Annotated in this window: 19 protein-coding genes and 2 tRNA genes; 11 read left to right on the top strand and 10 right to left on the bottom strand. The window is 57.5% G+C overall.

Annotated elements, in window-relative coordinates; genetic code table 11:
- Positions 1-180: 180 nt before the first annotated feature.
- Positions 181-270: transfer RNA gene (locus V7651_RS17825), tRNA-Ser, on the bottom strand.
- A 181-nt stretch (positions 271-451) separates the two neighbouring features.
- Between V7651_RS17825 and V7651_RS17820 the strand changes: the two genes are divergently transcribed.
- The 4 genes from V7651_RS17820 to obgE all read left to right on the top strand — a co-directional run bounded on the left by V7651_RS17820 (position 452) and on the right by obgE (position 3,101).
- The gene (locus V7651_RS17820) at positions 452-1,093 is read left to right on the top strand and encodes a 50S ribosomal protein L21 (RefSeq protein WP_335613910.1); all 642 of its coding nucleotides are present in this window, start codon (positions 452-454) and stop codon (positions 1,091-1,093) included.
- Between the two features lie 36 nt (positions 1,094-1,129).
- Positions 1,130-1,399, top strand: coding sequence for a 50S ribosomal protein L27 (gene rpmA, locus V7651_RS17815; protein ID WP_034743782.1), 270 nt, complete (start codon positions 1,130-1,132; stop codon positions 1,397-1,399).
- A gap of 127 nt (positions 1,400-1,526) precedes the next feature.
- Positions 1,527-2,051, top strand: coding sequence for a GNAT family N-acetyltransferase (locus tag V7651_RS17810; protein ID WP_335613909.1), 525 nt, complete (start codon positions 1,527-1,529; stop codon positions 2,049-2,051).
- A gap of 9 nt (positions 2,052-2,060) precedes the next feature.
- Positions 2,061-3,101 carry a GTPase ObgE gene (obgE, locus tag V7651_RS17805; protein WP_335591404.1) on the top strand — a complete coding sequence of 347 codons (1,041 nt, stop codon included), beginning with the start codon at positions 2,061-2,063 and terminating at the stop codon, positions 3,099-3,101.
- A 17-nt stretch (positions 3,102-3,118) separates the two neighbouring features.
- Here obgE and V7651_RS18755 read toward each other — a convergent pair whose 3' ends face one another.
- Positions 3,119-3,214, bottom strand: a complete 96-nt coding sequence (locus V7651_RS18755) for a hypothetical protein (protein WP_418887261.1) — start codon at positions 3,212-3,214, stop codon at positions 3,119-3,121.
- Between the two features lie 233 nt (positions 3,215-3,447).
- Here V7651_RS18755 and proB point away from each other — a divergent pair, with 233 nt between their 5' ends.
- From proB to V7651_RS17785, 3 genes are read left to right on the top strand one after another with little or no spacing between them, the layout of a single operon-like run.
- Entirely contained in the window at positions 3,448-4,563 is a 1,116-nt protein-coding gene (gene proB, locus V7651_RS17795; RefSeq protein WP_335613907.1) for a glutamate 5-kinase, read from the top strand.
- The gene (locus V7651_RS17790) at positions 4,560-5,039 is read left to right on the top strand and encodes a GNAT family N-acetyltransferase (RefSeq protein WP_335613906.1); all 480 of its coding nucleotides are present in this window, start codon (positions 4,560-4,562) and stop codon (positions 5,037-5,039) included. Before proB ends, V7651_RS17790 begins: the two co-directional genes overlap by 4 nt.
- Entirely contained in the window at positions 5,036-6,505 is a 1,470-nt protein-coding gene (locus V7651_RS17785) for a RimK family protein (protein WP_335591408.1), read from the top strand. Before V7651_RS17790 ends, V7651_RS17785 begins: the two co-directional genes overlap by 4 nt.
- Positions 6,506-6,508: 3 nt before the next feature.
- Here the strand turns inward: V7651_RS17785 and V7651_RS17780 are convergent, their stop codons facing one another.
- Positions 6,509-8,296: a long-chain-acyl-CoA synthetase gene (locus V7651_RS17780; RefSeq protein WP_335613905.1), complete on the bottom strand. Its 1,788-nt coding sequence runs from the start codon at positions 8,294-8,296 to the stop codon at positions 6,509-6,511.
- A 180-nt stretch (positions 8,297-8,476) separates the two neighbouring features.
- On the opposite strand from V7651_RS17780, the gene tesB reads away from it, so the two are divergent.
- From tesB to V7651_RS17765, 3 genes are all read left to right on the top strand, one after another.
- A complete protein-coding gene (gene tesB, locus V7651_RS17775; RefSeq protein WP_335613904.1) occupies positions 8,477-9,349 on the top strand; it encodes an acyl-CoA thioesterase II in 873 nt (290 codons plus the stop codon).
- Positions 9,350-9,477: 128 nt separating this feature from the next.
- Positions 9,478-9,554, top strand: a tRNA-Pro gene (locus tag V7651_RS17770).
- Between the two features lie 162 nt (positions 9,555-9,716).
- Complete coding sequence (locus V7651_RS17765) at positions 9,717-11,126, top strand: tyrosine-type recombinase/integrase (protein ID WP_335613903.1); 1,410 nt, start codon at positions 9,717-9,719, stop codon at positions 11,124-11,126.
- A gap of 186 nt (positions 11,127-11,312) precedes the next feature.
- Here the strand turns inward: V7651_RS17765 and V7651_RS17760 are convergent.
- The 5 genes from V7651_RS17760 to V7651_RS17740 form a co-directional block, all read right to left on the bottom strand.
- A protein-coding gene (locus V7651_RS17760; protein ID WP_241765771.1) for an IS3 family transposase occupies positions 11,313-12,451 on the bottom strand; the annotation gives its coding sequence in 2 pieces (ribosomal slippage) (positions 11,313-12,193 and positions 12,193-12,451; 1,140 coding nt in all).
- Between the two features lie 333 nt (positions 12,452-12,784).
- Positions 12,785-13,708, bottom strand: coding sequence for a fatty acid desaturase (locus tag V7651_RS17755; RefSeq protein WP_035540747.1), 924 nt, complete (start codon positions 13,706-13,708; stop codon positions 12,785-12,787).
- A 434-nt stretch (positions 13,709-14,142) separates the two neighbouring features.
- Entirely contained in the window at positions 14,143-14,640 is a 498-nt protein-coding gene (locus V7651_RS17750; RefSeq protein WP_035540746.1) for an aromatic-ring-hydroxylating dioxygenase subunit beta, read from the bottom strand.
- Positions 14,637-15,812, bottom strand: a complete 1,176-nt coding sequence (locus V7651_RS17745; RefSeq protein ID WP_035540745.1) for an aromatic ring-hydroxylating oxygenase subunit alpha — start codon at positions 15,810-15,812, stop codon at positions 14,637-14,639. Before V7651_RS17745 ends, V7651_RS17750 begins: the two co-directional genes overlap by 4 nt.
- Before the next feature lie 29 nt (positions 15,813-15,841).
- On the bottom strand, positions 15,842-16,813 hold the full coding sequence (locus V7651_RS17740; protein ID WP_206741596.1) for a dihydrodipicolinate synthase family protein: 972 nt from the start codon (positions 16,811-16,813) through the stop codon (positions 15,842-15,844).
- Positions 16,814-16,995: 182 nt separating this feature from the next.
- Between V7651_RS17740 and V7651_RS17735 the strand changes: the two genes are divergently transcribed.
- A complete protein-coding gene (locus tag V7651_RS17735) occupies positions 16,996-17,781 on the top strand; it encodes a 1,6-dihydroxycyclohexa-2,4-diene-1-carboxylate dehydrogenase (protein ID WP_035540743.1) in 786 nt (261 codons plus the stop codon).
- Positions 17,782-17,806: 25 nt separating this feature from the next.
- Here the strand turns inward: V7651_RS17735 and V7651_RS17730 are convergent, their stop codons facing one another.
- Together V7651_RS17730 and V7651_RS17725 are read right to left on the bottom strand one after the other, a co-directional pair.
- Positions 17,807-19,033, bottom strand: a complete 1,227-nt coding sequence (locus V7651_RS17730) for an NAD(P)/FAD-dependent oxidoreductase (RefSeq protein WP_035540742.1) — start codon at positions 19,031-19,033, stop codon at positions 17,807-17,809.
- 96 nt (positions 19,034-19,129) lie between these two features.
- Complete coding sequence (locus V7651_RS17725; RefSeq protein WP_035540741.1) at positions 19,130-20,773, bottom strand: sigma-54-dependent Fis family transcriptional regulator; 1,644 nt, start codon at positions 20,771-20,773, stop codon at positions 19,130-19,132.
- Positions 20,774-20,921 lie beyond the last annotated feature (148 nt).

Genomic DNA, 20,921 nt, shown 5'->3' with positions numbered 1-20,921 from the left:
ACTATGAAAGGGGCAGACTCTCGAAATGAATGAGGGACTGAAGGGTCTCAGGTCAGCGCCTAAAAACGCACTTGGTAGGAGCCTTTTTCATCTCCAAAATGTACCAGCCTCTGTACCAGGGTACACGATATTTATACAAATATTCAGCTAGTTATGGAAAATCAGGGCCCTAAGCAGGGCTGGCGGAGAGACAGGGATTCGAACCCTGGGAACCCTTGCGAGCTCACTAGTTTTCGAGACTAGCCTATTCAACCACTCTAGCACCTCTCCGCGCCCTAGTGGGAAGCGTGCTGACCTATACTGGCTTCGCGAGGATTTCAACTCCCTGAAATCGTCTGAAGATGACATTTGACAGCTGCTCCGGTTTGGTGTTTACCCCCCCATTCAGGCGCGGACCGGCGACGGTTTCGCGCGTATTTCATTTTGATTTCATGCCGGAAGGATGAGACCCATGTTCGCGGTCATCAAGACAGGTGGCAAGCAGTACAAAGTTGCCGAAGGCGATACTATCGTCATCGAAAAACTGGATACTGAAGCCGGTAAAGACGTGACGTTCGATAGCGTCCTCATGCTTGGAAGCGGCGAGTCCGTTACGGTTGGCGCGCCCCTCGTGGCTGGCGCTACTGTTTCGGGCGAAATCGCTGAGCACATGCGCGGTCCTAAACTGATCACGCGCAAAAAGCGCCAGCGCCAGACATATCGCCGTACAATCGGGCACAAGCAGCACCTGACGACCGTGACGATCACGTCGATCAATGCTGACGGCAAGGCACCAGCAAAGAAGGCCGCTCCCAAGAAGGAAGCCGCGCCGAAAGCTGAAGCTGCTGCACCAACAGAAGCCCCTAAGGCGACACCAACTGCTGAGGCTCCGGCTGCTGCCCCAACAGGCACTGCTGATAACCTCAAGAAAATGACGGGCGTCGGCCCTGCACTCGAGAAAAAGCTGAACGGCGCAGGCATTACCACCTTCGCGCAGATCGCAGCCCTTTCTGAGGCCCAGATCGCCGAACTCGAAGAGCAGCTGAGCCTCTCGGGCCGTTTTGAGAAAGACGGTTGGGTTGCACAGGCCGCTGAACTCGCCAAGGACGCATAAGGGCTTTAAGCCCTCAGACAGGACAAGGAGCACACAATGGCTCACAAAAAATCAGGCGGCTCGTCACGTAACGGTCGCGACTCGAACCCGAAATACCTTGGCGTCAAGAAATACGGCGGCGAGCATGTCATTCCCGGCAATATCATCGTGCGTCAGCGCGGCACCCAGAAATGGCCTGGCAAAGGCGTGGGCATGGGCAAGGATCACACCCTCTTTGCACTCGTCGAAGGCAATATTGAGTTCGCCAAGAAGGCCGGTGGCCGCATGTACGTCAATATTGTACCGCTTGCGAACGCAGCAGAATAGCGGCTGACAGCGCGGCCGCGGGAACGTGGCCGGATCGCAAAAGTCGATCATTCCGAGGGGAGGCAGGCCACTGCTTCCCCTTTTTCTTTGCCCTCCCCTGCCCTTGTCCTGCCTTGAGGAGGCGACGATGAGTGAAGACTTGCAAACGGAGCGGCTATTGCTGCGGCACATTGGGCCTGCCGATGCAGGTACGATAACGGACCTCGTGCAAGACCCAAGGGTCTACCGCATGCTGGCACGCATTGCGCCCAACCAGCCCAGGGCGCAAACTCTGGCATGGATTTCCGGTCAGGATGCTGCCGGAAAAGCCGATATGGAGCATGTCCGGGCGATGGTTCTTGAGGGTAATATTGTGGGCGTCGTCGGCGCACATCGGGAGCTCGAGGGAATGCCCTTCAACATAGGCTATTGGCTTTCGCCCGTCGCATGGGGCAAAGGCTTGACGACCGAAGCAGCAAAGAAATTGCTCGCTTGGCTGGAAAGCCGCGGCGAAACAGCCTTCCTGTCAGGACACTTCGTTGACAACCCAGCCTCCGGGCGCGTGCTCAACAAGCTGGGCTTCATGCGCGCTGGCCGCAGAAGACTTTTTTCTCTTGGCCGGGGCGAGACCGTTGAACACTTCGACATGGCGCGCCTCGCGCGAAACGCGTAAGAGAACCCGATGAAATTCCTTGATCAGGCCAAAGTTTATATCAAGTCCGGCGGCGGCGGCGCGGGATGCGTCTCGTTCCGGCGCGAGAAGTATGTCGAGTATGGCGGCCCCGACGGTGGCGACGGCGGGCGTGGCGGTGATGTCTGGGCGGAGGCGGTAGATGGGCTTAACACGCTGATCGACTATCGCTACCAACAGCACCACAAAGCGAAACGCGGCGGTCACGGCATGGGCAAGCAACGCACCGGCGCCAAAGGCGATGACGTGACCCTCAAGCTGCCGGTCGGCACACAAATCTTCGAAGAAGATCAGGAAACCATGGTCGCAGACCTGACAGAGATCGGTCAGCGCGTTCAACTCGCAAGCGGTGGCAATGGCGGCTGGGGCAATTTGCGGTTCAAATCATCGACTAACCAGGCTCCCCGCCGAGCCAATGCAGGCGAGGAAGGCGAGGAGCGCTGGCTTTGGCTGCGCCTTAAGCTTATTGCTGATGCCGGACTTGTCGGCCTGCCCAACGCAGGCAAGTCAACCTTTCTGAGCGCTGTCACGGCCGCAAACCCTAAAATCGCAGACTATCCTTTCACAACGCTGGATCCCGGCCTGGGCGTTGTCGACCTGGGGCCGAACACCCGATTCGTACTTGCCGATATTCCCGGCCTTATTGAAGGCGCAGCGGAAGGTGCCGGCCTCGGCCACCGCTTCCTCGGTCACATCGAGCGCTGCAAAGTGCTGCTTCACCTCATTGACTGCACACAAGACGACCCGGCAGGTGCCTACCGTACGATCCGCAAGGAACTGGAAGACTATAGCCCAGAACTGGCGGAACGCCCCGAAATCGTTGGCTTGAACAAGATCGATGCGCTCAATCCGGAACTCGTGGCAGACCAGCTCAAACAGCTGAAAAAGGTCTACAAGGGCAAGCCAATGCTCATCTCAGGCGTAACCGGCGAAGGCGTCCGCGAGGCCCTCTTTGCCATCGTGAAACACCTCGGCCTGCAGGCCGAAGCGGAGGCTGACGGTGTCAGCGAGGACGGAACATGGGCGCCCTGACCGCGAGTCTGCGCCGCCTAATGATGATGGTGGTGGGGTTCCGTATTGATCTTGCCGCACTTGCCGCATTTGACGACAACGCCATGGGCGTCATGATGGGCGACATTGACCATGAGTTTCGTCTTGCACGCCCCGCAGCGATACGTTTCATCGCCGCCGCCTGTACGAAGCGGCGTTCCGGCCGTGTGCTCAAGCACCTCAGCGTGAGCTGCCGCTTCGGGCGAAATCAAGATCATGTCGAATTGGGGCATCGTGTCGGCCTTGTAAGCAAAGGGGTAAATCTGATTGCCCAGACAGCACAGAGCTCGCAAAAATACCAGTCTCTCATCCTGACTGGCTGCGCAACATGACAGGCGACAGTCTTCGAACGGCAAAGCGGATTGTCGTCAAAACAGGATCCGCCCTCATTGCCGAACAGGGCAAAGCTCGTACCGAGTGGCTGGCGCGACTGGCGGCCGACATTTCGCAACTCCGCGCGCGCGGCAAGGACGTCATCCTGGTCTCGTCCGGCGCGGTTGCGCTGGGGCGTGTTGATCTCGGCTCGCCCAGCCCTTCCCGACTGGATCAGAAACAGGCGGCGGCTGCGATCGGTCAGCCACGACTGATGGCTGCGCTTGCTGGCGCATTTGCCTCACATGATATCACCCTTGGCCAGGCCCTGCTTACCCTAAGTGATACTGAAACGCGCCGCCGCTGGCTCAACGCGCGAGCCACATTGGAAACCCTGCTTGATGCCGGTGTTGTTCCTGTCATCAATGAAAACGACACGGTCGCGACCGACGAAATCCGCTATGGCGACAATGACAGGCTAGCAGCGCGCGTCGCTCAGATGATGGGCGCGGACCTCCTCGTGCTCCTTTCAGACATTGACGGTCTATACACCTCCGATCCTAACACAGACCCAAATGCGACCCACATCCCTGTTTTGCATGAGCTTTCAACCGATCATGATGCGATGGCCAGCGGCGCCAACGCGGCAGCGGGTGTCGGCTCCGGTGGCATGGTGACGAAGTTGGCTGCGGCGCGCATCGCCCATGCGGCAGGCTGCTCGACGATCATCACGCGCGGCAACCGCGAGCATCCCCTGCGCGCCATCGAAGAAGGCGCGCTTTCAACCCTAATCGTCGCCGACACAACGCCGGCGCGCGCGCGCGAAGCCTGGCTGATGGGTCACCTTAAACCCGAAGGCACAATTGTGGTTGATGCTGGCGCCGCGCGGGCGCTTCAGGGCGGCGCAAGCCTCCTTGCCGTTGGCATTATCGGGGTTCTGGGCGGTTTCGAACGCGGTGCTGCCGTAGCCATCAAGGCCGAAAACAGCCCCGTTATTGCAAAAGGGGTCACGTCCTACAGCTCAGCTGACATCCTTCGTGTCATTGGGCTTCAGAGTGACGAAGTGGAAGCCACGCTCGGCTATCGCGGCCGGCCCGCTATAATCCACCGGGACGACATGGTGCGTGTATGACCGAACAGGCTGAGCCGATCATCCGGCTGGCTAACCGGGCCGATCTAGACGATCTGGTCCGGATCGAAGAGGCTTTCCCGGAAGAAGACCGTTTTAAACGACGCACCTGGCGCCGCCTTTTGGAAGGCAACACAATATCACATGTAGCTGAATTGAACGGAACTCTAGTCGGGGCCTCAGTGTTGCTCTTGCGCGACAGGAGCGTGATAGCGCGTCTGTATACCGTTTCGGTCAGCCCAGACACGCGTGGCAAGGGCATAGCACGGAAGCTCATGGCAGTCGGTGAAAGCGCTGCCGCAGAGAGAGGCTGCCAACGGATGCGACTAGAAGCGCGAGAAACAAACCACAATGCTATTCTACTTTACGAGCGCAGCGGATATCGCGTAATTGCGCGCGTTGCAGGCTACTACCCTAATGGAGAAACCGCAGTGCGGATGGAAAAGCCCCTTGGCATGTCTGTGAGTGAAAGCCGATGACTGACTGGGTTATACTCGTCGAAACGGCGAGCGACATTTCACAAGCCGAAACGCCTCACAAGGTGCTCCGGGTCAGCGACTATATTTCCAAACCCGCTCTGTTTGCGGGCCGTCGCCCCTATATTTTGAACCTTTCGCGATCCTATGCCTACCAGTCCGAAGGCTATTACGCCTCGCTTTTGGCTGAGGCACGCGGACATCGGGTCAGCCCAAGCGTGCAGACCATGGTCGAGCTGTCGGCCAAGAGTCTCTACACGCACGCCCTGCCTGACCTTGGAGAGCGCCTGCGCGAAGCGCGCGCCAAGGGTGCTCCGGAAATCGTTAGCCTGTTTGTCGCCTTCTCGAAATCCGAAGTGCCAGGATACGAGAAACTCGCGCGCGAAGTATCCGACTGGTTCCGCACACCGGCACTTGAGGTCGAGTTCGACGACAGTACGCCTAACGGCATCGCACGCGTCCGTATTGTTTCACCGCATAAGTTGAAGGATGCGCGGCGGACCTTTTTCCTGGATGCCATGGCCACCTATACGAGCGGCCGCGTCAGCGCCCCCAAGACCAAAGCGCCCGCCAAGTGGTCGCTTGCAGTCTTGGTCGATCCCAAAGAGCAACATGCACCTTCCAAACCTTCATCGATCAAGCGTTTGGCCGATGTCGCAGCCAAGATGGGCGTCGAAGTAGAACTGATAGAGCCATCGGATCTGACAAGCCTTGCGGAATTTGATGCGCTCTTCATCCGTGCGACGACATCCATCGACAATTTCACCTATCGGTTCGCACGGCGCGCCGAGCAGGAGGGCATGCCGGTCATCGATGATACGCACTCAATGATCCGCTGCACAAACAAGGTCTATCTGAAGGAAATCCTCGAAAAAGCAGGGCTGCCCATCCCGCGCACCGAAATTCTCGACGAGAAATCAGACCTCACGGCAGCTTTCGCACGACTCGGATCACCGGTTATCTTGAAGACGCCTGATGGGTCCTTCGGCAATCACATGGTCAAGGCAACCACGCTCGAAGAGCTGAAGGCGGCTGTTAAGGGCATGTTCGATGACACAGCTCTGGTAATCGCGCAGGAATTCATCCCGACGAAGTTTGACTGGCGTATCGGTGTGCTCAACGGCGAGCCCATGTATGCCTGCCAATATCGTATGGCACGAGGACACTGGCAGATCATCAAGCACGGCCCTGGCGGCAAAACGAGTGAGGGCGGTTTCACCACGCTGCCTATCGAGGACGCGCCCCCCGAAGTGGTCGATGTTGCCGTGCGGGCTGCGCGCCTCATTGGCGACGGGCTCTACGGTGTCGATCTCAAGGAAACCGACAATGGGGTCGTGATCATCGAGATCAATGACAATCCCAGCATCGACCATGATGTCGAGGGCGCGGTCATGAAAGATGAAATCTGGCGCCGCATCATCTCATGGTTTTCCACACGCCTTGAACAGCGCATGGGCCGGGTCAACTGATCCTCAGAACTTGAAGGCGCCCGAGCGAAGGGAGTCATACCTGTCCTGCGTGAACGGAACATATTCCTTGCGCTCGGGATGATACATCCAGATCGGATCGGTCACTTCGTCAATGTTAAAGGCTTCCTTGACCAGACCCACCTTCCGGTACTTGAAGGTTCCCGTCGTCTCCGCATCTCGCTGCACACGGATGAAGATTGGTATCGCATAGGTTGGCAGCTTCTGGCCGAGCGCTACATACATTCCCTCGAAATCTACATCGCCATCCGTAGTGATGGCCGCCATACCCGCCTTACCATCATAGCCCGGCAACGGAACGCCATAGACATTTGCCGTTGCGACGCCCGGAATGCCTGAGAGTGCTTCACCAACTTCATTGGTGGAGACATTCTCACCCTTCCAACGGAAGGTGTCACCGATACGGTCGATAAAATAGATATAACCGTCCCTGTCCTTTCGCATTAGGTCCCCGGTCCGGAACCACATGTCGCCGGTCTCAAAGACATCACGCAGAATCTTTTTCTTCGTCGCCTGCTCGTCATTGTAGCCTTCGAAGCGGTTACGTATGTCCTCGCCGATACGGCCCAGGGCCTCGCCGGCACCATCCACATCCGTGCGGATACAAAAACCGTCTTCGCCGCGAACGGGTTCCTCTGTCTCAATGTCGAATTTCACAAAGGCGATATGCGCGAATTGCTTCTCCAGCCAGCCGGGAATACGCCCGACCGCACCAATCTTGCCGTCAAAATTGAGGAAGCTGACATTGCCCTCAGTGGAGCCATAAAACTCGCAGAGATGGTTGATATTGAACCGCTCCTGAAACTCGGCCCAAACTTCGGCCCGGAGTCCATTGCCGAAACCGGTGCGGATCTTGTGGGAACGCTCTCTCGGGTGGGTTGGCTGGTTCAACAGGTAGCGGCACAGCTCGCCAATATAAACGATCGACGTCGCGCCCTCGTCTGTCGCGTCGTCCCAGAAGGCACTGGCGGAGAACTTGCGCCGCAGAATGATGCACGCCCCGGTCATCAGTGCCTGCCCAACGCCGCAAAGGCCACCGGTGCCATGGTACAGAGGCAGCGTAAGATAGATCCGGTCACGTTCGGTGATATGGCACGGCGAAATGAACGTGCGCATCATGCCCTGCGTTCGAGCCTGGGTCAGTTTTGCCGCTTTCGGCAACCCCGTAGTTCCGGACGTGTAGACATAGAGGCAGAGATTACGTCCGCGAAGCGCAGCACGGTATTCGCGCGACGGCCGTTCTGCCGATACGCCCTTGATAGCCGCTTCGAGGTCATTGCCCTCGGATCCGCCGAGTGACCAGACAGCCGGTGCCGAAGTAAACAGACTTGCAGATGCCTTGATGACACTGTCCTGATCAGTGCCGGTAATTATACGCTTGGCATCGGCAATATTGATGCAGTGCGCGAGAGCCTCGCCTTCCAGATTTGAGTTGATGAGCGCGGTGACCACACCGATCTTCGACATCCCATACCAGAACGCCACATAATCAGGTCGGTTCTCCATGAAGAGGGCGACGCAATCACCAGCCACGAGTCCCTGCTCCAGCGCCCAATGAGCGAACCGGTTGGCCCGAGCCTCGAACTCGTCATACGTGGTCAAAGTGCCTTCGAACCGGAACGCGACATTGGCGCCATGGCGGTCGACCACATCCTCGACGTCGTCTGCCACCAGCCGGTCTGAATCGGGGCTGATATCCTTTGTCCACTTGGTCAAGCCTCGTATAGACCGATAAAATTGCACCTCGCGGGACAGTATGGATAGGAAGTTCATTTAGGGGTTCGTCCTCGCTTCGGGTCAGGCGCCGTATTGCCCATGGTTAGTCACTTCTTACAAGGAGAGCGCGGGATAGCCATCTTGTCAAAGGGGCAGACGCGGGCCCGAAGGTCATGACGGGTTTGCACGTTTGAATGTCTCTGATACTTGCAGCCGATACGAAGCGGAGGGTGCGCGATGTCTGATCCTGTTGGAGACCTTTTGACGCTGCTCGATATCGAGCGGCTCGAGCTTGACCTTTTTCGGGGCCAAAGCCCCGATGAACGGGCAAACCAGCGTGTTTTTGGGGGACAGGTTATTGCCCAGGCACTTGTGGCAGCGCAGCGCACAGTGTCCGAAGACCGGATTTGCCATTCACTTCATGCCTACTTTATAAGACCGGGCGATCCCAAAGTACCGATCATCTATCAGGTTGATCATGCACGTGACGGTGGTAGCTTCACGACGCGGCGGGTGGTCGCGATCCAGCATGGAAAACAGATATTCAACCTCGCTGCCAGCTTCCAAGTCCCGGAAGAGGGCTGGGAACACCAGCATGACATGCCAAAAGCACCCGTCCCGGAAACGCTGAAAGGCCTTCGGGACCGGCGTCTCGAGATCGCCGACCAAGTGCCGGAGAGCATACGCCACGAGTTCACGCGTGAGCGGGACATTGAAATGCGTGATGTGTCGCCACTGGACCTGTTCAATCCCGAACCGGCGAACGACTCACATCAGGTCTGGATGCGTGTCGCACGCGATGCGGGTGATAATCAGGCGCTGAACCAGTGCCTTTTGGCCTACGCATCGGACATGAGCCTGCTCGGCACGGGAAATCGGCCACACGGACTTACCTGGTTTGATCCGAAACTGATGTCGGCTAGTCTTGACCACGCGATCTGGTTCCATGCGTCCGTGAAGTTCTCCGACTGGCATCTGTATGTCATGGACAGCCCGTTCGCGGGCGGTGGACGCAGTTTCAACCGCGGTAGCATCTATAATCGCGACGGCAAGCTGGTGGCGAGCGTGGCTCAAGAAGGGCTGATGCGGCAGAAAAAGCGCAAGAACTGAGATTTTTTGGCTACTCGTATGACAAGAAAGCTCTGATTCATAAGAAATTTCACTATCAGGCAAAAACTGTTGGGAATTACAGCTGAAAAGGGCTTGCGCCCGCGTCTGCTCCCATTATTACGGGACTCCGGAGCGTAGCGCAGCCTGGTAGCGCATCTGGTTTGGGACCAGAGGGTCGGAGGTTCGAATCCTCTCGCTCCGACCATTTTCTCAGCGGGCAATACGCCCGTACTTGTTGGGATTATCCTTTAAATACCAGCCTCTCCACGCGAAACCCCCACCCTGTCGCTTTGCGGCCAAATCGGACAAAGCCGGACAAATTCCGACTTCCCGAGGTGGCTCAGGGGTGGCTTGGGTGGCACAAGGCTTGAAAGCCACCGTCTTCAGACTCGAAAGAGAGCAAGAAGACATGGCCAATAACAGACTCAAACTCACCCAAACCAATGTTCAGCGCCTTATCAGGGAGCATGACGGGACGAAAAAGGTGCGCCACTGGGACACTGAGGTCCCAAAGCTGTTTTTGGCCATCACGCCGAATGGCTGTGCAGCCTACAAGCTCCAGATCGTGAAACCCGACGGCAGCAAGACAGACGCGAAACTGATCGCAGCAAACGAAGGCTCTCCGGAACTCGCTCGCGTTATGGCCATGAAAGAATTAGGCCGGATGGCGCTGGGAGAAGCAGACCTGGTCACCCGCAAGCGGATAACCAAGGAAGAGGCCGAGAAAGAAAAGGCTTCTACATTCGCCGCCCTCTCCTCCCGCTTCATGACAACGCCAGAGAAATCCCCACCCCGGATCAAACAGCGCACCTATGATGAACGCGAACGGCTCCTTCGGGTTCACATCTTGCCGATACTGGGGGAGCAACCATTCCGGCAAATCTGCAGACCCCGGGTGCGCGAACTTGTGCGTGCGATCCAGGCCGAGGCAGCCAAACATCCCCGCGCGAGGGAAGGAACCAATCCTGGCGCAAAACTCGCCAATGAATGCCAGGGCGTTATCCGTGCGGTATTCAACTGGGCCATTGAAGAAGAACTGACAGATGTGAACCCAGCCACCTTCCGGAAACTGTTCAAGGACACACCCGACAAGCGCTCCCAGATGCCTGATGGGGCGCTGAAACTTATGTGGAACGCACTCAGGGCAGAAATGCAGACAGACGATGAACGACACGGCTGGGGGTCCGCACTGACTATCATGCTGCATGCCCTCACCTTGCAAAGGCCAGCCGAGATCGTTGCTGCCAGGCGAGACCAGTTCGACTGGACACCCGGAAAAGAGATGTGGTGCATCCCCGCCGGGCAGACAAAAACGAACGAGGTCTACGACGTACCCCTGTCACCTCAGGCCGCCTCTCTATTCCGCGAGGCTCTTTCGAAGCACAATTCGCCATGGGTGTTTCCGAACAAGGCTGGCGATGACCACATTCGTCACGATGGCCCGAAGCAGCGCTGGATGAGGGTACGAAATAAATTCGTCACGGAGGCCCGTAAAATTGACGAGACCTGCCCGCTCGACGGCGTTCAACTCTACGACTGCCGACGCCTCGGCCGGACACTTTTGGTGCGAGAGCTCGGCGTGTCACCCGCGATCGCCGAAGCGTGTATCAACCACGCGCCCGACCGATCAATGCGCACGCGTTATGATGTGGGAGAGAGTATAGAAGATGTCCGCCAGGCGATGGAACTTTGGGGTGATGAAGTAGAACGGCTTGTGGGTAATCTTTCGTCGAAAGGCGGTATCGACGATGCTGAGATACGCCTGACCGTAGGCTAAAAGTGGCGCTGACAATGCCCAAGTATAATTTCCCAAGCGGGCGACGAAGGTTCGATTCTCTTCGCCAGCTCCATATATTTTATATGTATATCAATACACCCGCCCGCCTGGCGCCGGCCATGGTGGCCTGCCCCTCAGCAGTGGTCCACCAGATTTGTTAGCCCGGCGGTTTCAAGGTAGCAGCGTTCATGCTGCCACCTCCCCATAGTAAGGCGGCATGAACGCTGCGGGCAAGATGGCTTTTGGGGCGGGTGGCTTGTAGCCGAGGGATGAGTGCGGCCTTGCGGTATTGTAGTGGCGCCGCCAGACCTCGATCAGGATCTTCGCCTCGCGCAGATCGAAGAAGATTTCCCTCGCCAGCAACTCGTCGCGCAGCTTGCTGTTGAAGCTCTCGCAATAGCCGTTCTCCCAGGGTGATCCCGGTTCAATGTAAAGCGTCTTCACGCCGATCCGGTCGAGCCAGTCTCGCAAGGCTGTCGCGATAAACTCGGGACCATTGTCGGACCGTATGTGTTCAGGTGCACCGTGGCGGACGAACAGCTCTCCCAGCGTGTCGAGGACATCCCGTGAGTTAAGCTTCCTCTCAACTCGGATGGCGAGGCACTCCCGGGTAAACTCATCGATGACACACAGCATACGGAACACGCGACCATCATGGGTGCGATCCTGCACGAAGTCATAGGACCAGACATGGCTTTTGTGTGCCGGTCTCAGCCGCACGCAAGAGCCGTCATTCAGCCAGAGACGGCCGCGTTTTGGTTGTTTCATCGGCACTTTCAGCCCCTCTCGTCGCCAGATGCGGTAAACCCGCTTCTCGTTCACATGCCAGCCGTCATCCCTGAGCAAAGCTGTGATCCGGCGGTACCCATATCGGCCGAACCGTTCGGCCAGTCGGGTGATCGCCGATGTCAGGGCATCCTCGTCGTTTCGCCGGGTATGTGGTTTGCGCTGGGTCGATCGATGCTGGCCGATCACACGGCAGGCCCGGCGTTCGGAGATGCCAAGCCCTTCCACCACGTGATCGACTGCAGCACGACGACGCGAAGGGCTTAGAACTTTCCCCGCACGACTTCCTGAAGGATCTGGTTGTCCAGCGTGAGATCAGAGACTGCGCGCCGAAGCCGGGCGTTTTCCTTCTCCATATCTTTCATGCGCTTGGCTTGGTCGACCTGCAGGCCGCCATACTCTTTGCGCCAGCGGTAGTAGGTCTGTTCCGTCACACCAACGGCCCGCGCCGCCGAAGCAGCTGTCTCACCCCGGGCCAGGCGAACCTCCACCTCCCGCAGCTTCGCAATGATCTCTTCAGGCTTGGCTCTCTTGCCCATGTCTCAACTCCATAATCGGAGCCGGGACTAACTCAAATACCGGACCACTTTTTCGGGGGCAGACCATTCCCAAATACGCTTCGTCAGCGGACTTTCTCCGTTCGAGCTTCCTGGGGATGATGCTCCGCCCGGTCGATTGTTCCAGCACCGTAACCAGCCCGCGCTGCCGATTGGCGGTCCTGTGCCTTGTGATCGGCGCAGTGCGGAAGGCGGGAGCGCGTGCAGCGTAGCGCCTGTCCATGAGTAGAGGCCAGCCTGACCGATCGCGGCGAGAGGCCGTTCGCAGCCGTAGGGACGGCAGTGATCTGATCGGGCAGCCTGTCGGGCCATCTATTATTCAGCTGGCTGCAATGCCGCGTCTTTTTCCTGGCGGTAGGCCAGATGGGACTCCATGTTCTCCGGCTTGACCCCAAAGGCTGTCTGTCGGCTGATGTTCTGACGGTTGATCTCATCGAACTTGATGAAATAGGCCTTATGCATCCTGTAAAAGGGAATTTCCGGATAGAGATGATGGATGAGATGGTAGTTCTGATAAACCAGCAACGGTGTCAGCAGCCATTCCCATCCGTAGCGCATCGTCGTCGCCATATAGGGCTCTTCATCCTGTGCAACCATCGCCGGATAGTGCGGCAGAATCACGAAAACGATCGCAATCAGGAACAGCGTGATTCGCGAGGGCAGAAACCACAACATGAAGAGTTCGAAGCCGTATCCAAAATAAAGGGCCGCTACAAACAGCGCGAGCAAGACCGAGTAAAAAGCGACGAGTTCCTTGCCGTGCTTTTTGCGAACATTCTGGCCGTACTTGAAAAAATAATAAATATAGGCGCCGTCAAACATCGTCCAGCGAAACGGCACCTGCCACCATGACGACTCGTGTTCGAAGCGATCAGGGTCTAGTGGGCCATTGGCATAGCTGTGGTGTTTGTTGTGCACCCACCGCAGAAGTACCATCGGGGCATATGGGAACAAGAAGAAGAGGCCGATCGCTCCGATCGTCTCGTTTAGCCATTTGACCCTGGAAAGGGACATATGGGCCGCATCATGTATTACGCTGAAAAGCAGATAGGTGATCAGGCCGTTGGCGATGGTGCCGAGCCAGATAGGTATCTGCCCCGTCAATGCCAGATACCAGACAATTCCGATGCCACCCATCGAGGCAACGAAAAGCAAGAAGGTCGGCAGCGCCAGTAACGGTGCCCTTCGCAACTGCTCGAAATACTCTTCCTGGTTTTTTGGAAAAACACTCGCAGCCATACCACATCTCCCAAATCTTAATTAACCCATGGGTTCAGCCATCGCGGTTTGGCGTTCCATGTTTTGTGTTCAATTGCTCGTTGCACAATTGTGCGGACTATAGACGCATGTTGTATAATATACAACTCTTATCCTGAAATGACATGGCAATCAGGCAACCCCGTTGAACGCCCGGCGCCCATACTAAACCGCCCAGGGATTGTCGGAAGCGATTTTTTAAAGTTACACGGCCATGCCGACGTTGGTCAGCATGGCATAATATTTTTGTTCGGCAAGCGGGGCTCAAATGTCAAATCGGCTCCCATAGGCAAACACTTGTTATCGTTCAAATTATAACAACTAAGGGCCTGAATGACGCCGGGCCCTTCTGTTGCGGCCGAAGCACTAGTTACCGGTTTGGCGGAAAATATCCGTCGCTTCGGCTGACCACCTGATCAAATCGGATAGACCAGATATCGCGGAAGTACTGAGGTATCGAGCTCAGCGCGCCTCGATAACAGCTTCAGTTCGCCATTCTTGTCTTGCCGAACAGTATCGAGATACTGCCCTGCCGCCAGCACTTGGGTGATACCGCTGTCTTTAGGCGTCATGAACACCGAAAAATTTGATCGCATTTCCAGGGTGGTTGCATCAACGCGATCAAAGCTGGTGAGCTGGACGAAATGGCGGGTTCGATAGTCCTGAAAGGTGCCAGCCCAGATGTCGTTCACGAAGGTGACGCGATCCTCGAGCCTGGCGCGGCAGTCGTCGTACATGAATCCAAGGGCGAGTCCGTGCTCCGAATTTTCCGCCGAACGGCAGTAGTAGGCGGCAGCCTCCTCGTCCGCGTAATTACCAAGCCACCCCGGCATATCCTTGCTGTCGAGCGCGTGAGCATCAGCCAGCAGCAGGGCGTTAAGCGCCGCTTCGAGCGATGTATCTGTCTGCATCATACTGTCGCCCTTTCGAAGCCCATGACCGAACGGTAATATTCCCAGCGCGGAAGATTGCCGCTCTCGTCATTCTGAAGAAATTCCGATTCCAGCTTCAAAGGGTCATGTACTCCCTTCTGGAAGATGGCCGACCCTGGTGTGTGGTTTCCGATGTGGATGCGGTGAAAGACCGAAGCATCCTCCATGCTGATCAGGCCGCACGGGCCGAGCAGGTTGGAACTTTGCCGCAGGCGATGGCGAACCATGTCCTCGTCGTCATCCTGATGGGCGAAATAGGCATAGTGGACTTCAACCGTCTCCGCATCGATCGGTGTAGCGAAGCGCAAGTTGATGACGTCAAGATGCTTCGTCGAAACGAAGGTTGGAAACAGCGAGACGATCCGGGATCCGACCGCCGGGTCCTGCCCTTTGAACTCGATCAGCGACTTGTCCTTGAGCACGGAAGGCCCGGTTGCCACAGAAAGGGCCGATTCGAAGCAGATGTGGCCGCGGTGCGTTGCCGTGTACTGGCGACCCTTGCCGCCTTGCCAGTTGAGCATCTTGAACGCCTGATGCAGCAACGGAGCATGATAGCCATCGTTATCGGTATACGACTTCCAGTTCGTATCATAACGGACCTTCTGGTAGCCAAGCAGCTTGAGCCGCCCGTCGCCCGCAAGCAGCTCGCGCAAGCAATTCTGCGAGTCGCCCAGATATTCAAGCAGCGGCTCGGTTTCCGCCGAAAGCGTCACGAATATCAGGCCAAAATAGATGTCGAACCGCGGCTGGGCAAGCGGATAGTCAGCTTTGTTGAAACCGGGCAGAAATTCCCGTGGGTTAGGACACCCGACCAGGTCACCCTTCGAATCGAACAGCCAGCGGTGGTAAGGGCATTCGAATTCGGTCTTGTTGCCCATGATCGCCGTCTCGAGCTGATTGCCGCGGTGCGAGCAAGCGTTGTAGAACACCCGCACCACGCCCTCGACGTCGCGCCCGATAAGCAGCGGTACGCCCGCCAACCGGAAAGTCTTGAAATCTCCTGGGTTGGGCAATTCGCTTTCATGGGCGACCGGGTGCCATTCGGTGCCGTGAAAAATCCGTTTGACCTCCTCCGCATAGATGTCCTTGCGAACAAAGGCTTCTTTAGGAACTTCATTATAGTTTTTCGGCCACGACAGGTTAATCTCCGTCATCTGCTCTCTCCCAAATTATCGCGCTGATATCATTTCTCAGATTCGAGTGCTTTGCCGAGCTCAGCCCACATTCTGCCCGACTGGCGCGCGCCTTCGAGGTAGGGTTCCGGGCAAAGATGATAAGGCGGACGGGCCGGGCCGGCATTCATCCACCCGCCGGCATTCATCCGCGCCTTTTCAAGCGCGATGTTGTAGGTCGAGAATTCCTTAAAGCTGCCGTTAGGGAACAGCGGCGCTGCCGTTGGGCCGAGCTGGCCCATAAAAGCCCGCGCCGCGCTCCAGTCGCCCGTCGCGCGCGCTTGCGACACGAGGTCGCGCAGCGTAGTTGTCACCAGCGGATGACACACGGCACCGCTGGACCAGAAGGCGTCGATTGAATCGTCCATACGGGCTGCACCATAATAGTCGAAGTCGATCGGCAGCAGCTTGATGCGACCGCGAACTGCCGCAAGGTCTGGCAGCAGGGTGCCGACACCGATGTACTTCGCCGTGACGACCTGCGGAAGCTCGGCCACCTGTGCCCAGAATGAACGTGGAAAATCGAATTTGAAAGCTTCGGGATTGGCGTAGATCGCAATGTTCATTTCAGGGACGGCTTCAGCGACATCCTTGTAGAACTGCACGGCAACGTCGAGGCTGGGAGCGCACCACATCGGGACTCCCAACATAGTGCCATCCGCACCTATATCGAGCGCCTGCCGGGTTAACGCGACGGTATCGCGGGTGTTGATGCAGGTAGTTCCGACAAAAATCGGCACCCGGCCAGCCGCAGAATCGACCAATGCCTTCATGAAATCGAGCTTTTCATCGTGGGTCATGGTCGCCGCTTCCCCAAGCGTGCCCATGCTTAGAATTCCGTTAATTCCTGCGTCGATAAGACCGTTTACCACGCGCGCGGTCTCATCGAGATCCACCGTTTTTGTCGCGCGCCAATCCGAGGCATTGTCCTTCGCCGGAGTGGGAATAATTGCCCATGCTCCTTTGATGTCGGCTGGGGCCATAAGTGTACGCGTCATCTTCGTCGCTCTCCTAGAATTTACGTCAGGTGATTGTTGCCGCAGTGTCCCGGCGTTCTGCATTGTGTAACGCTTTTCCTTGCATGACATAAAGTGCGGATATATACAAGATCGTCCTTCGACCTTGCGTATTTTTCAGGAGTTCGGGAAAGAGGAGCAGACTGACCATGCCTATATGCAGACGGTTCGAAAACCAGGTAGCGGTTGTGACAGGCGGAGCTCAAGGTGTCGGGCTGGCCACCGCCCAGCGCCTGGCGGAAGAAGGCGCGACGGTGATCGTCGCTGACCGCGCAGCTCAAGCCACGCAGGATGCGGTCGACCGGCTGCGGGCCGACGGCGCGGACGCCCACGCCGCCATCTTCGACCTTGAGCAATGCGAGGGAGCGACCGAACTTTACCGGACGGTTTCCGATCAATTTGGCCGGATCGACGTGGCAGTCCACAATGTGGGCGGCACGATTTGGGCCAAACCCTATTGGGACTATACACCAGACGAGATCGTGGCAGAAATTAACCGCTCGCTGTGGCCGACTCTTTGGTGCTGCCACGCAGTGGTGCCCTATATGCTCGCGGCCGGGCGCGGTTCGATCGTCAATATCGGTTCAGTGGCCACACGCGGCGTGAACCGGGTGCCCTATGCCGCCGCCAAGGGCGGAGTCGCTGCGCTGACCGCTGCCCTGTCGCTGGAACTGGAAACCAGCGGTGTCCGAATCAACTGCGTTGCGCCGGGGGGTGTCAATGTTACCCGGGTCACGCCGCGCGATCCGGCGCCAATGAGCGACGCCGTCAAGGCGGGCTTTGCCGGGGTGATGGAGCAAACCATGCGCGACACCCCGATGGCCCGTTTCGGCGAACCCGAGGAACTGGCCGCCGCAATCTGCTTTTTTGCATCGGAAGAAGCGTCGTACGTTACGGGACAGACGCTCTTCGTCGCAGGCGGCGGTATCGGATAGGCCGGTCCCGCGGCGCTGCCATCCATCAAGCGGTCTGTTTAAGCAGCTCACGTAATGAAACATCCGCATCGGCAAGCCGGTCCGCACTGGCGATCACCCGCCGTTCGACCAGCCGTTTGCCAATTCCCATGTCGGCAGCGCGGTTGACAGTCAGGACTCCTTCAATGGTATTCCCGGAGAGGAAGAAAGCGACGAATGCGTTGCTTTCGACGTCGCCGCGGACGACAATCTCGGCTTCTACCGGAATTTGTCCGCAGAACTGGATGTTCAGATCGAACTGGTCGCTCCAGTACCACATCGGCTTGCAGTAATCGACTTCGTGGCCAAGCATTGCCAAGGCCGCAGCCTGGGCTTGGTCGGCCGCGTTTTGGTACGTTTCCTGACGGAATCGACCACCAAAAAACCCGTCCTGTTCGGCCACGTCGCCGGCGGCGAACACTATTGGACTACTGGTTTGGCAACGACGATCGACGACGATCCCGTTGTTTACAGTCAACCCGGCATCTATCGCCAGCGACGTTGCAGGAATGATTCCCACGCCGACTACGACAGCGTCGCAAGGGATGAGGGTGCCGTCGTCGATCTCTACGGCGGAGACGCGACCGTCCGCGAACTTGAACCCCGTGACGCCCCGGTTGAAATAGGTCCTGACCCCACGCTTGCTGTGCTGCTCACCCAGCCATAGGCCGAAGCGCTTGCCCAGCGCCCGTTCCATCGGCGCCGCCAGCGGCTCTATCGCGGTTACCTCGCAGCCCAGCTTGATCGCGCTGGCTGCCACTTCAGCACCGATCACCCCCATCCCGACAATAACGACCCGCGCCCCTTGACGAAGGTCGAGTGCCATCCTGGTGGCGTCGTCGCGGGTGCGCAGATAATGGACATTGGCACAATCGGCTCCCGCTAAATTGAGTTTGCGGGCATGCCCGCCGGTCGCCAGCAACACCTTGTCGGCGGTGACCAGCGGCCCGCCGGACAGGCGCACTCCGCCCGCATTCAAATCTAGCGCTTCAACACGCGTGTTGAGAAGCAGGTCGATCCTGTTTTCCGCGTACCAGCCCTCATCTTGCAAGAAAAAATTATTCGGAGCCTCCGCCGTATTCCACAGAAGTTCTTTCGAAAGAGGTGGGCGTTCATAGGGCCTCAACGGCTCTTCACCGATAAGGGTGATCTGACCGTCAAACCCCGCCTGCCGAAGTGCTTCCGCCGCTCGCCCACCAGCAAGATTCGCACCTACAATCGCTACCGAATGCACTCGATTTCTCCCAATTTCACGAACGCCGCCATACCTTTATCCTTGCACACTCTGTTAAGGTTTGCGTTGCACAATATACAATATGTTGTAAATCCGTCAATATCTGTCATTTCGAATTTTCTCGATACGGTATGCCAGTTGCCGACGCGTCAGCCCCAATTCTCTGGCCGCTAGTGCAACGTTACCGCCGGCGGCTTCGACTGATGCACGAACGATCGCATCTTCGATCGTCGAAAGCGTTTCGCCGTTCTGGCGAAGCAAGCCGACCAGCTGGTCAATCCCAGACGACTCTTCGGAGCTCGGCTCCGCGCCGACCACACGGCCATCCTGAGCCAGGGTCAGACTGCTTGGGATGAGCGCCCTGTTCGATCCAATGAAGAGGTGCCGTAAATCGATGGCACCAGTTTCGTCGGCGAGCAGCACGGCACGCTCAACCATCCGCTCCAGTTCCCTGACATTGCCGGGATAGTCGTGCATCAGCAGCGCATTGATCGACCGCGCCGTGAAGCCTTCTACGGTACGCCCGTGACGCTTGGTATATTTGGCGCGGAAGTGCTCCATTAATCCCGGGATGTCCTCGCGCCGCTCTCTCAGCGGCGGAACCCAGATCGGCAGTGTTGAAAGACGGAAGTACAGGTCCGGACGAAATGTCCCCGCAGCGATTGCCGCCTCGAGATCGATGTTGGAGGCGGCGATCAGGCGAACGTTTACCTGGATGGTCTTGGTACCACCCACACGTTCGAATTCGCCTTCCTGGATGGCCCTCAGAACCTTGCTTTGCGCCAGGGGTGACAGCATCGAAATCTCGTCGAGAAACAGCGTACCACCGTGGGCGAGTTCGAAACGTCCTTGCCTGTCGGTCATGGCGCCGGTGAAAGCACCCTTGGCCACACCGAACAGTTCGGCCTCGATCAAGCCTTCAGGAATTGCTGCGCAATTCAGCGCGACGAAAGGCGCGTCGCGGCGAAGGCTAAGCCGGTGCGCCATCCTGGCGAACACCTCCTTGCCGACTCCCGTCTCCCCCAAGAACAACAGCGTGGCATCGGTCCCTGCAGTCCGCTCGATCAAGTTGCGCACCGCGTGGAAGCCTGCCGATACTCCAGCGACGAATTGGTCGTCCTGACTCTTGAGGCCGCTTGAATCGATTTGAACCACTGCCGTTTCGACATCGTCCAGGCTTGGCCACTCGGCTTCAGGCTTGCCATGGAGCAGGCAGGCCCGATGCCCCATTCCCTTGCACTCGATTTCACGCATGATTATGGGCTGACCCGCGAAAGTGCTTGCAAAGCCGCTGGCAAAACCAGTTTGCAACCAACACACAGGATCGGTGCTAATGCCATCGGTCGCGAGATGGATTCCGGCTTCAATCGAATCGTGGACCAGAAAACGACCATCGAAATGCCCGTTCTCGGTATCGGTGTCCAAAGTTTCGATCTCGGTCCAGCCGAACCCGGTTACTGCATGGGCTTGAGGGCCGACCGCAAAGGCATCAAGGAAACTGCTGCCGGGCCTTAAATGCTTTGCTTCGACTGCGCAACGCGCGCCTTCGGCGAACCCTATCTCCCAGAATAGTCGGCGAGCGCTGACTAAGCCCAGTTGGACAACTATTTCGTTCCGCAACATGACTAGCGCAGAATTACTCAGCAATACGCAGCGCTCGCTGTCACGCCAGATGCGGCCCTGCTCGGGCGAAAAACGGAGCCGGCTGGTAAGGTCGGTGTACGCGGGGAGATGCTTCATGCCTTATCATAACAAAAATGTACACTGTGCGCCACAACATCATCCAGCACTCGACAAATATGTCAAACTTTAACGGGGTTAAAAGTAGAGATCTTTTATATATGCCCGAGATTCCTTGACTTTTGAATTTGGCACAGTTTATGCATGA

Source organism: Hyphomonas oceanitis, from assembly GCF_036964545.1.
Taxonomy (GTDB): Bacteria; Pseudomonadota; Alphaproteobacteria; order Caulobacterales; family Hyphomonadaceae; genus Hyphomonas; species Hyphomonas oceanitis.
The sequence above is the reverse complement of the archived record's forward strand: the minus strand, read 5'-3'. Positions and strand labels throughout refer to the sequence as shown.

Excerpts from the sequence above, each read along its gene's own strand:
- V7651_RS17820 (WP_335613910.1), top strand. The coding sequence starts at position 452 with ATGTTCGCGGTCATCAAGACAGGTGGCAAGCAGTACAAAGTTGCCGAA.
- rpmA (WP_034743782.1), top strand. The coding sequence starts at position 1,130 with ATGGCTCACAAAAAATCAGGCGGCTCGTCACGTAACGGTCGCGACTCG.
- V7651_RS17810 (WP_335613909.1), top strand. The coding sequence starts at position 1,527 with ATGAGTGAAGACTTGCAAACGGAGCGGCTATTGCTGCGGCACATTGGG.
- obgE (WP_335591404.1), top strand. The coding sequence starts at position 2,061 with ATGAAATTCCTTGATCAGGCCAAAGTTTATATCAAGTCCGGCGGCGGC.
- V7651_RS18755 (WP_418887261.1), bottom strand. The coding sequence starts at position 3,214 with ATGGTCAATGTCGCCCATCATGACGCCCATGGCGTTGTCGTCAAATGC.
- proB (WP_335613907.1), top strand. The coding sequence starts at position 3,448 with ATGACAGGCGACAGTCTTCGAACGGCAAAGCGGATTGTCGTCAAAACA.
- V7651_RS17790 (WP_335613906.1), top strand. The coding sequence starts at position 4,560 with ATGACCGAACAGGCTGAGCCGATCATCCGGCTGGCTAACCGGGCCGAT.
- V7651_RS17785 (WP_335591408.1), top strand. The coding sequence starts at position 5,036 with ATGACTGACTGGGTTATACTCGTCGAAACGGCGAGCGACATTTCACAA.
- V7651_RS17780 (WP_335613905.1), bottom strand. The coding sequence starts at position 8,296 with ATGAACTTCCTATCCATACTGTCCCGCGAGGTGCAATTTTATCGGTCT.
- tesB (WP_335613904.1), top strand. The coding sequence starts at position 8,477 with ATGTCTGATCCTGTTGGAGACCTTTTGACGCTGCTCGATATCGAGCGG.
- V7651_RS17755 (WP_035540747.1), bottom strand. The coding sequence starts at position 13,708 with ATGGCTGCGAGTGTTTTTCCAAAAAACCAGGAAGAGTATTTCGAGCAG.
- V7651_RS17750 (WP_035540746.1), bottom strand. The coding sequence starts at position 14,640 with ATGATGCAGACAGATACATCGCTCGAAGCGGCGCTTAACGCCCTGCTG.
- V7651_RS17745 (WP_035540745.1), bottom strand. The coding sequence starts at position 15,812 with ATGACGGAGATTAACCTGTCGTGGCCGAAAAACTATAATGAAGTTCCT.
- V7651_RS17740 (WP_206741596.1), bottom strand. The coding sequence starts at position 16,813 with ATGGCCCCAGCCGACATCAAAGGAGCATGGGCAATTATTCCCACTCCG.
- V7651_RS17735 (WP_035540743.1), top strand. The coding sequence starts at position 16,996 with ATGCCTATATGCAGACGGTTCGAAAACCAGGTAGCGGTTGTGACAGGC.
- V7651_RS17725 (WP_035540741.1), bottom strand. The coding sequence starts at position 20,773 with ATGAAGCATCTCCCCGCGTACACCGACCTTACCAGCCGGCTCCGTTTT.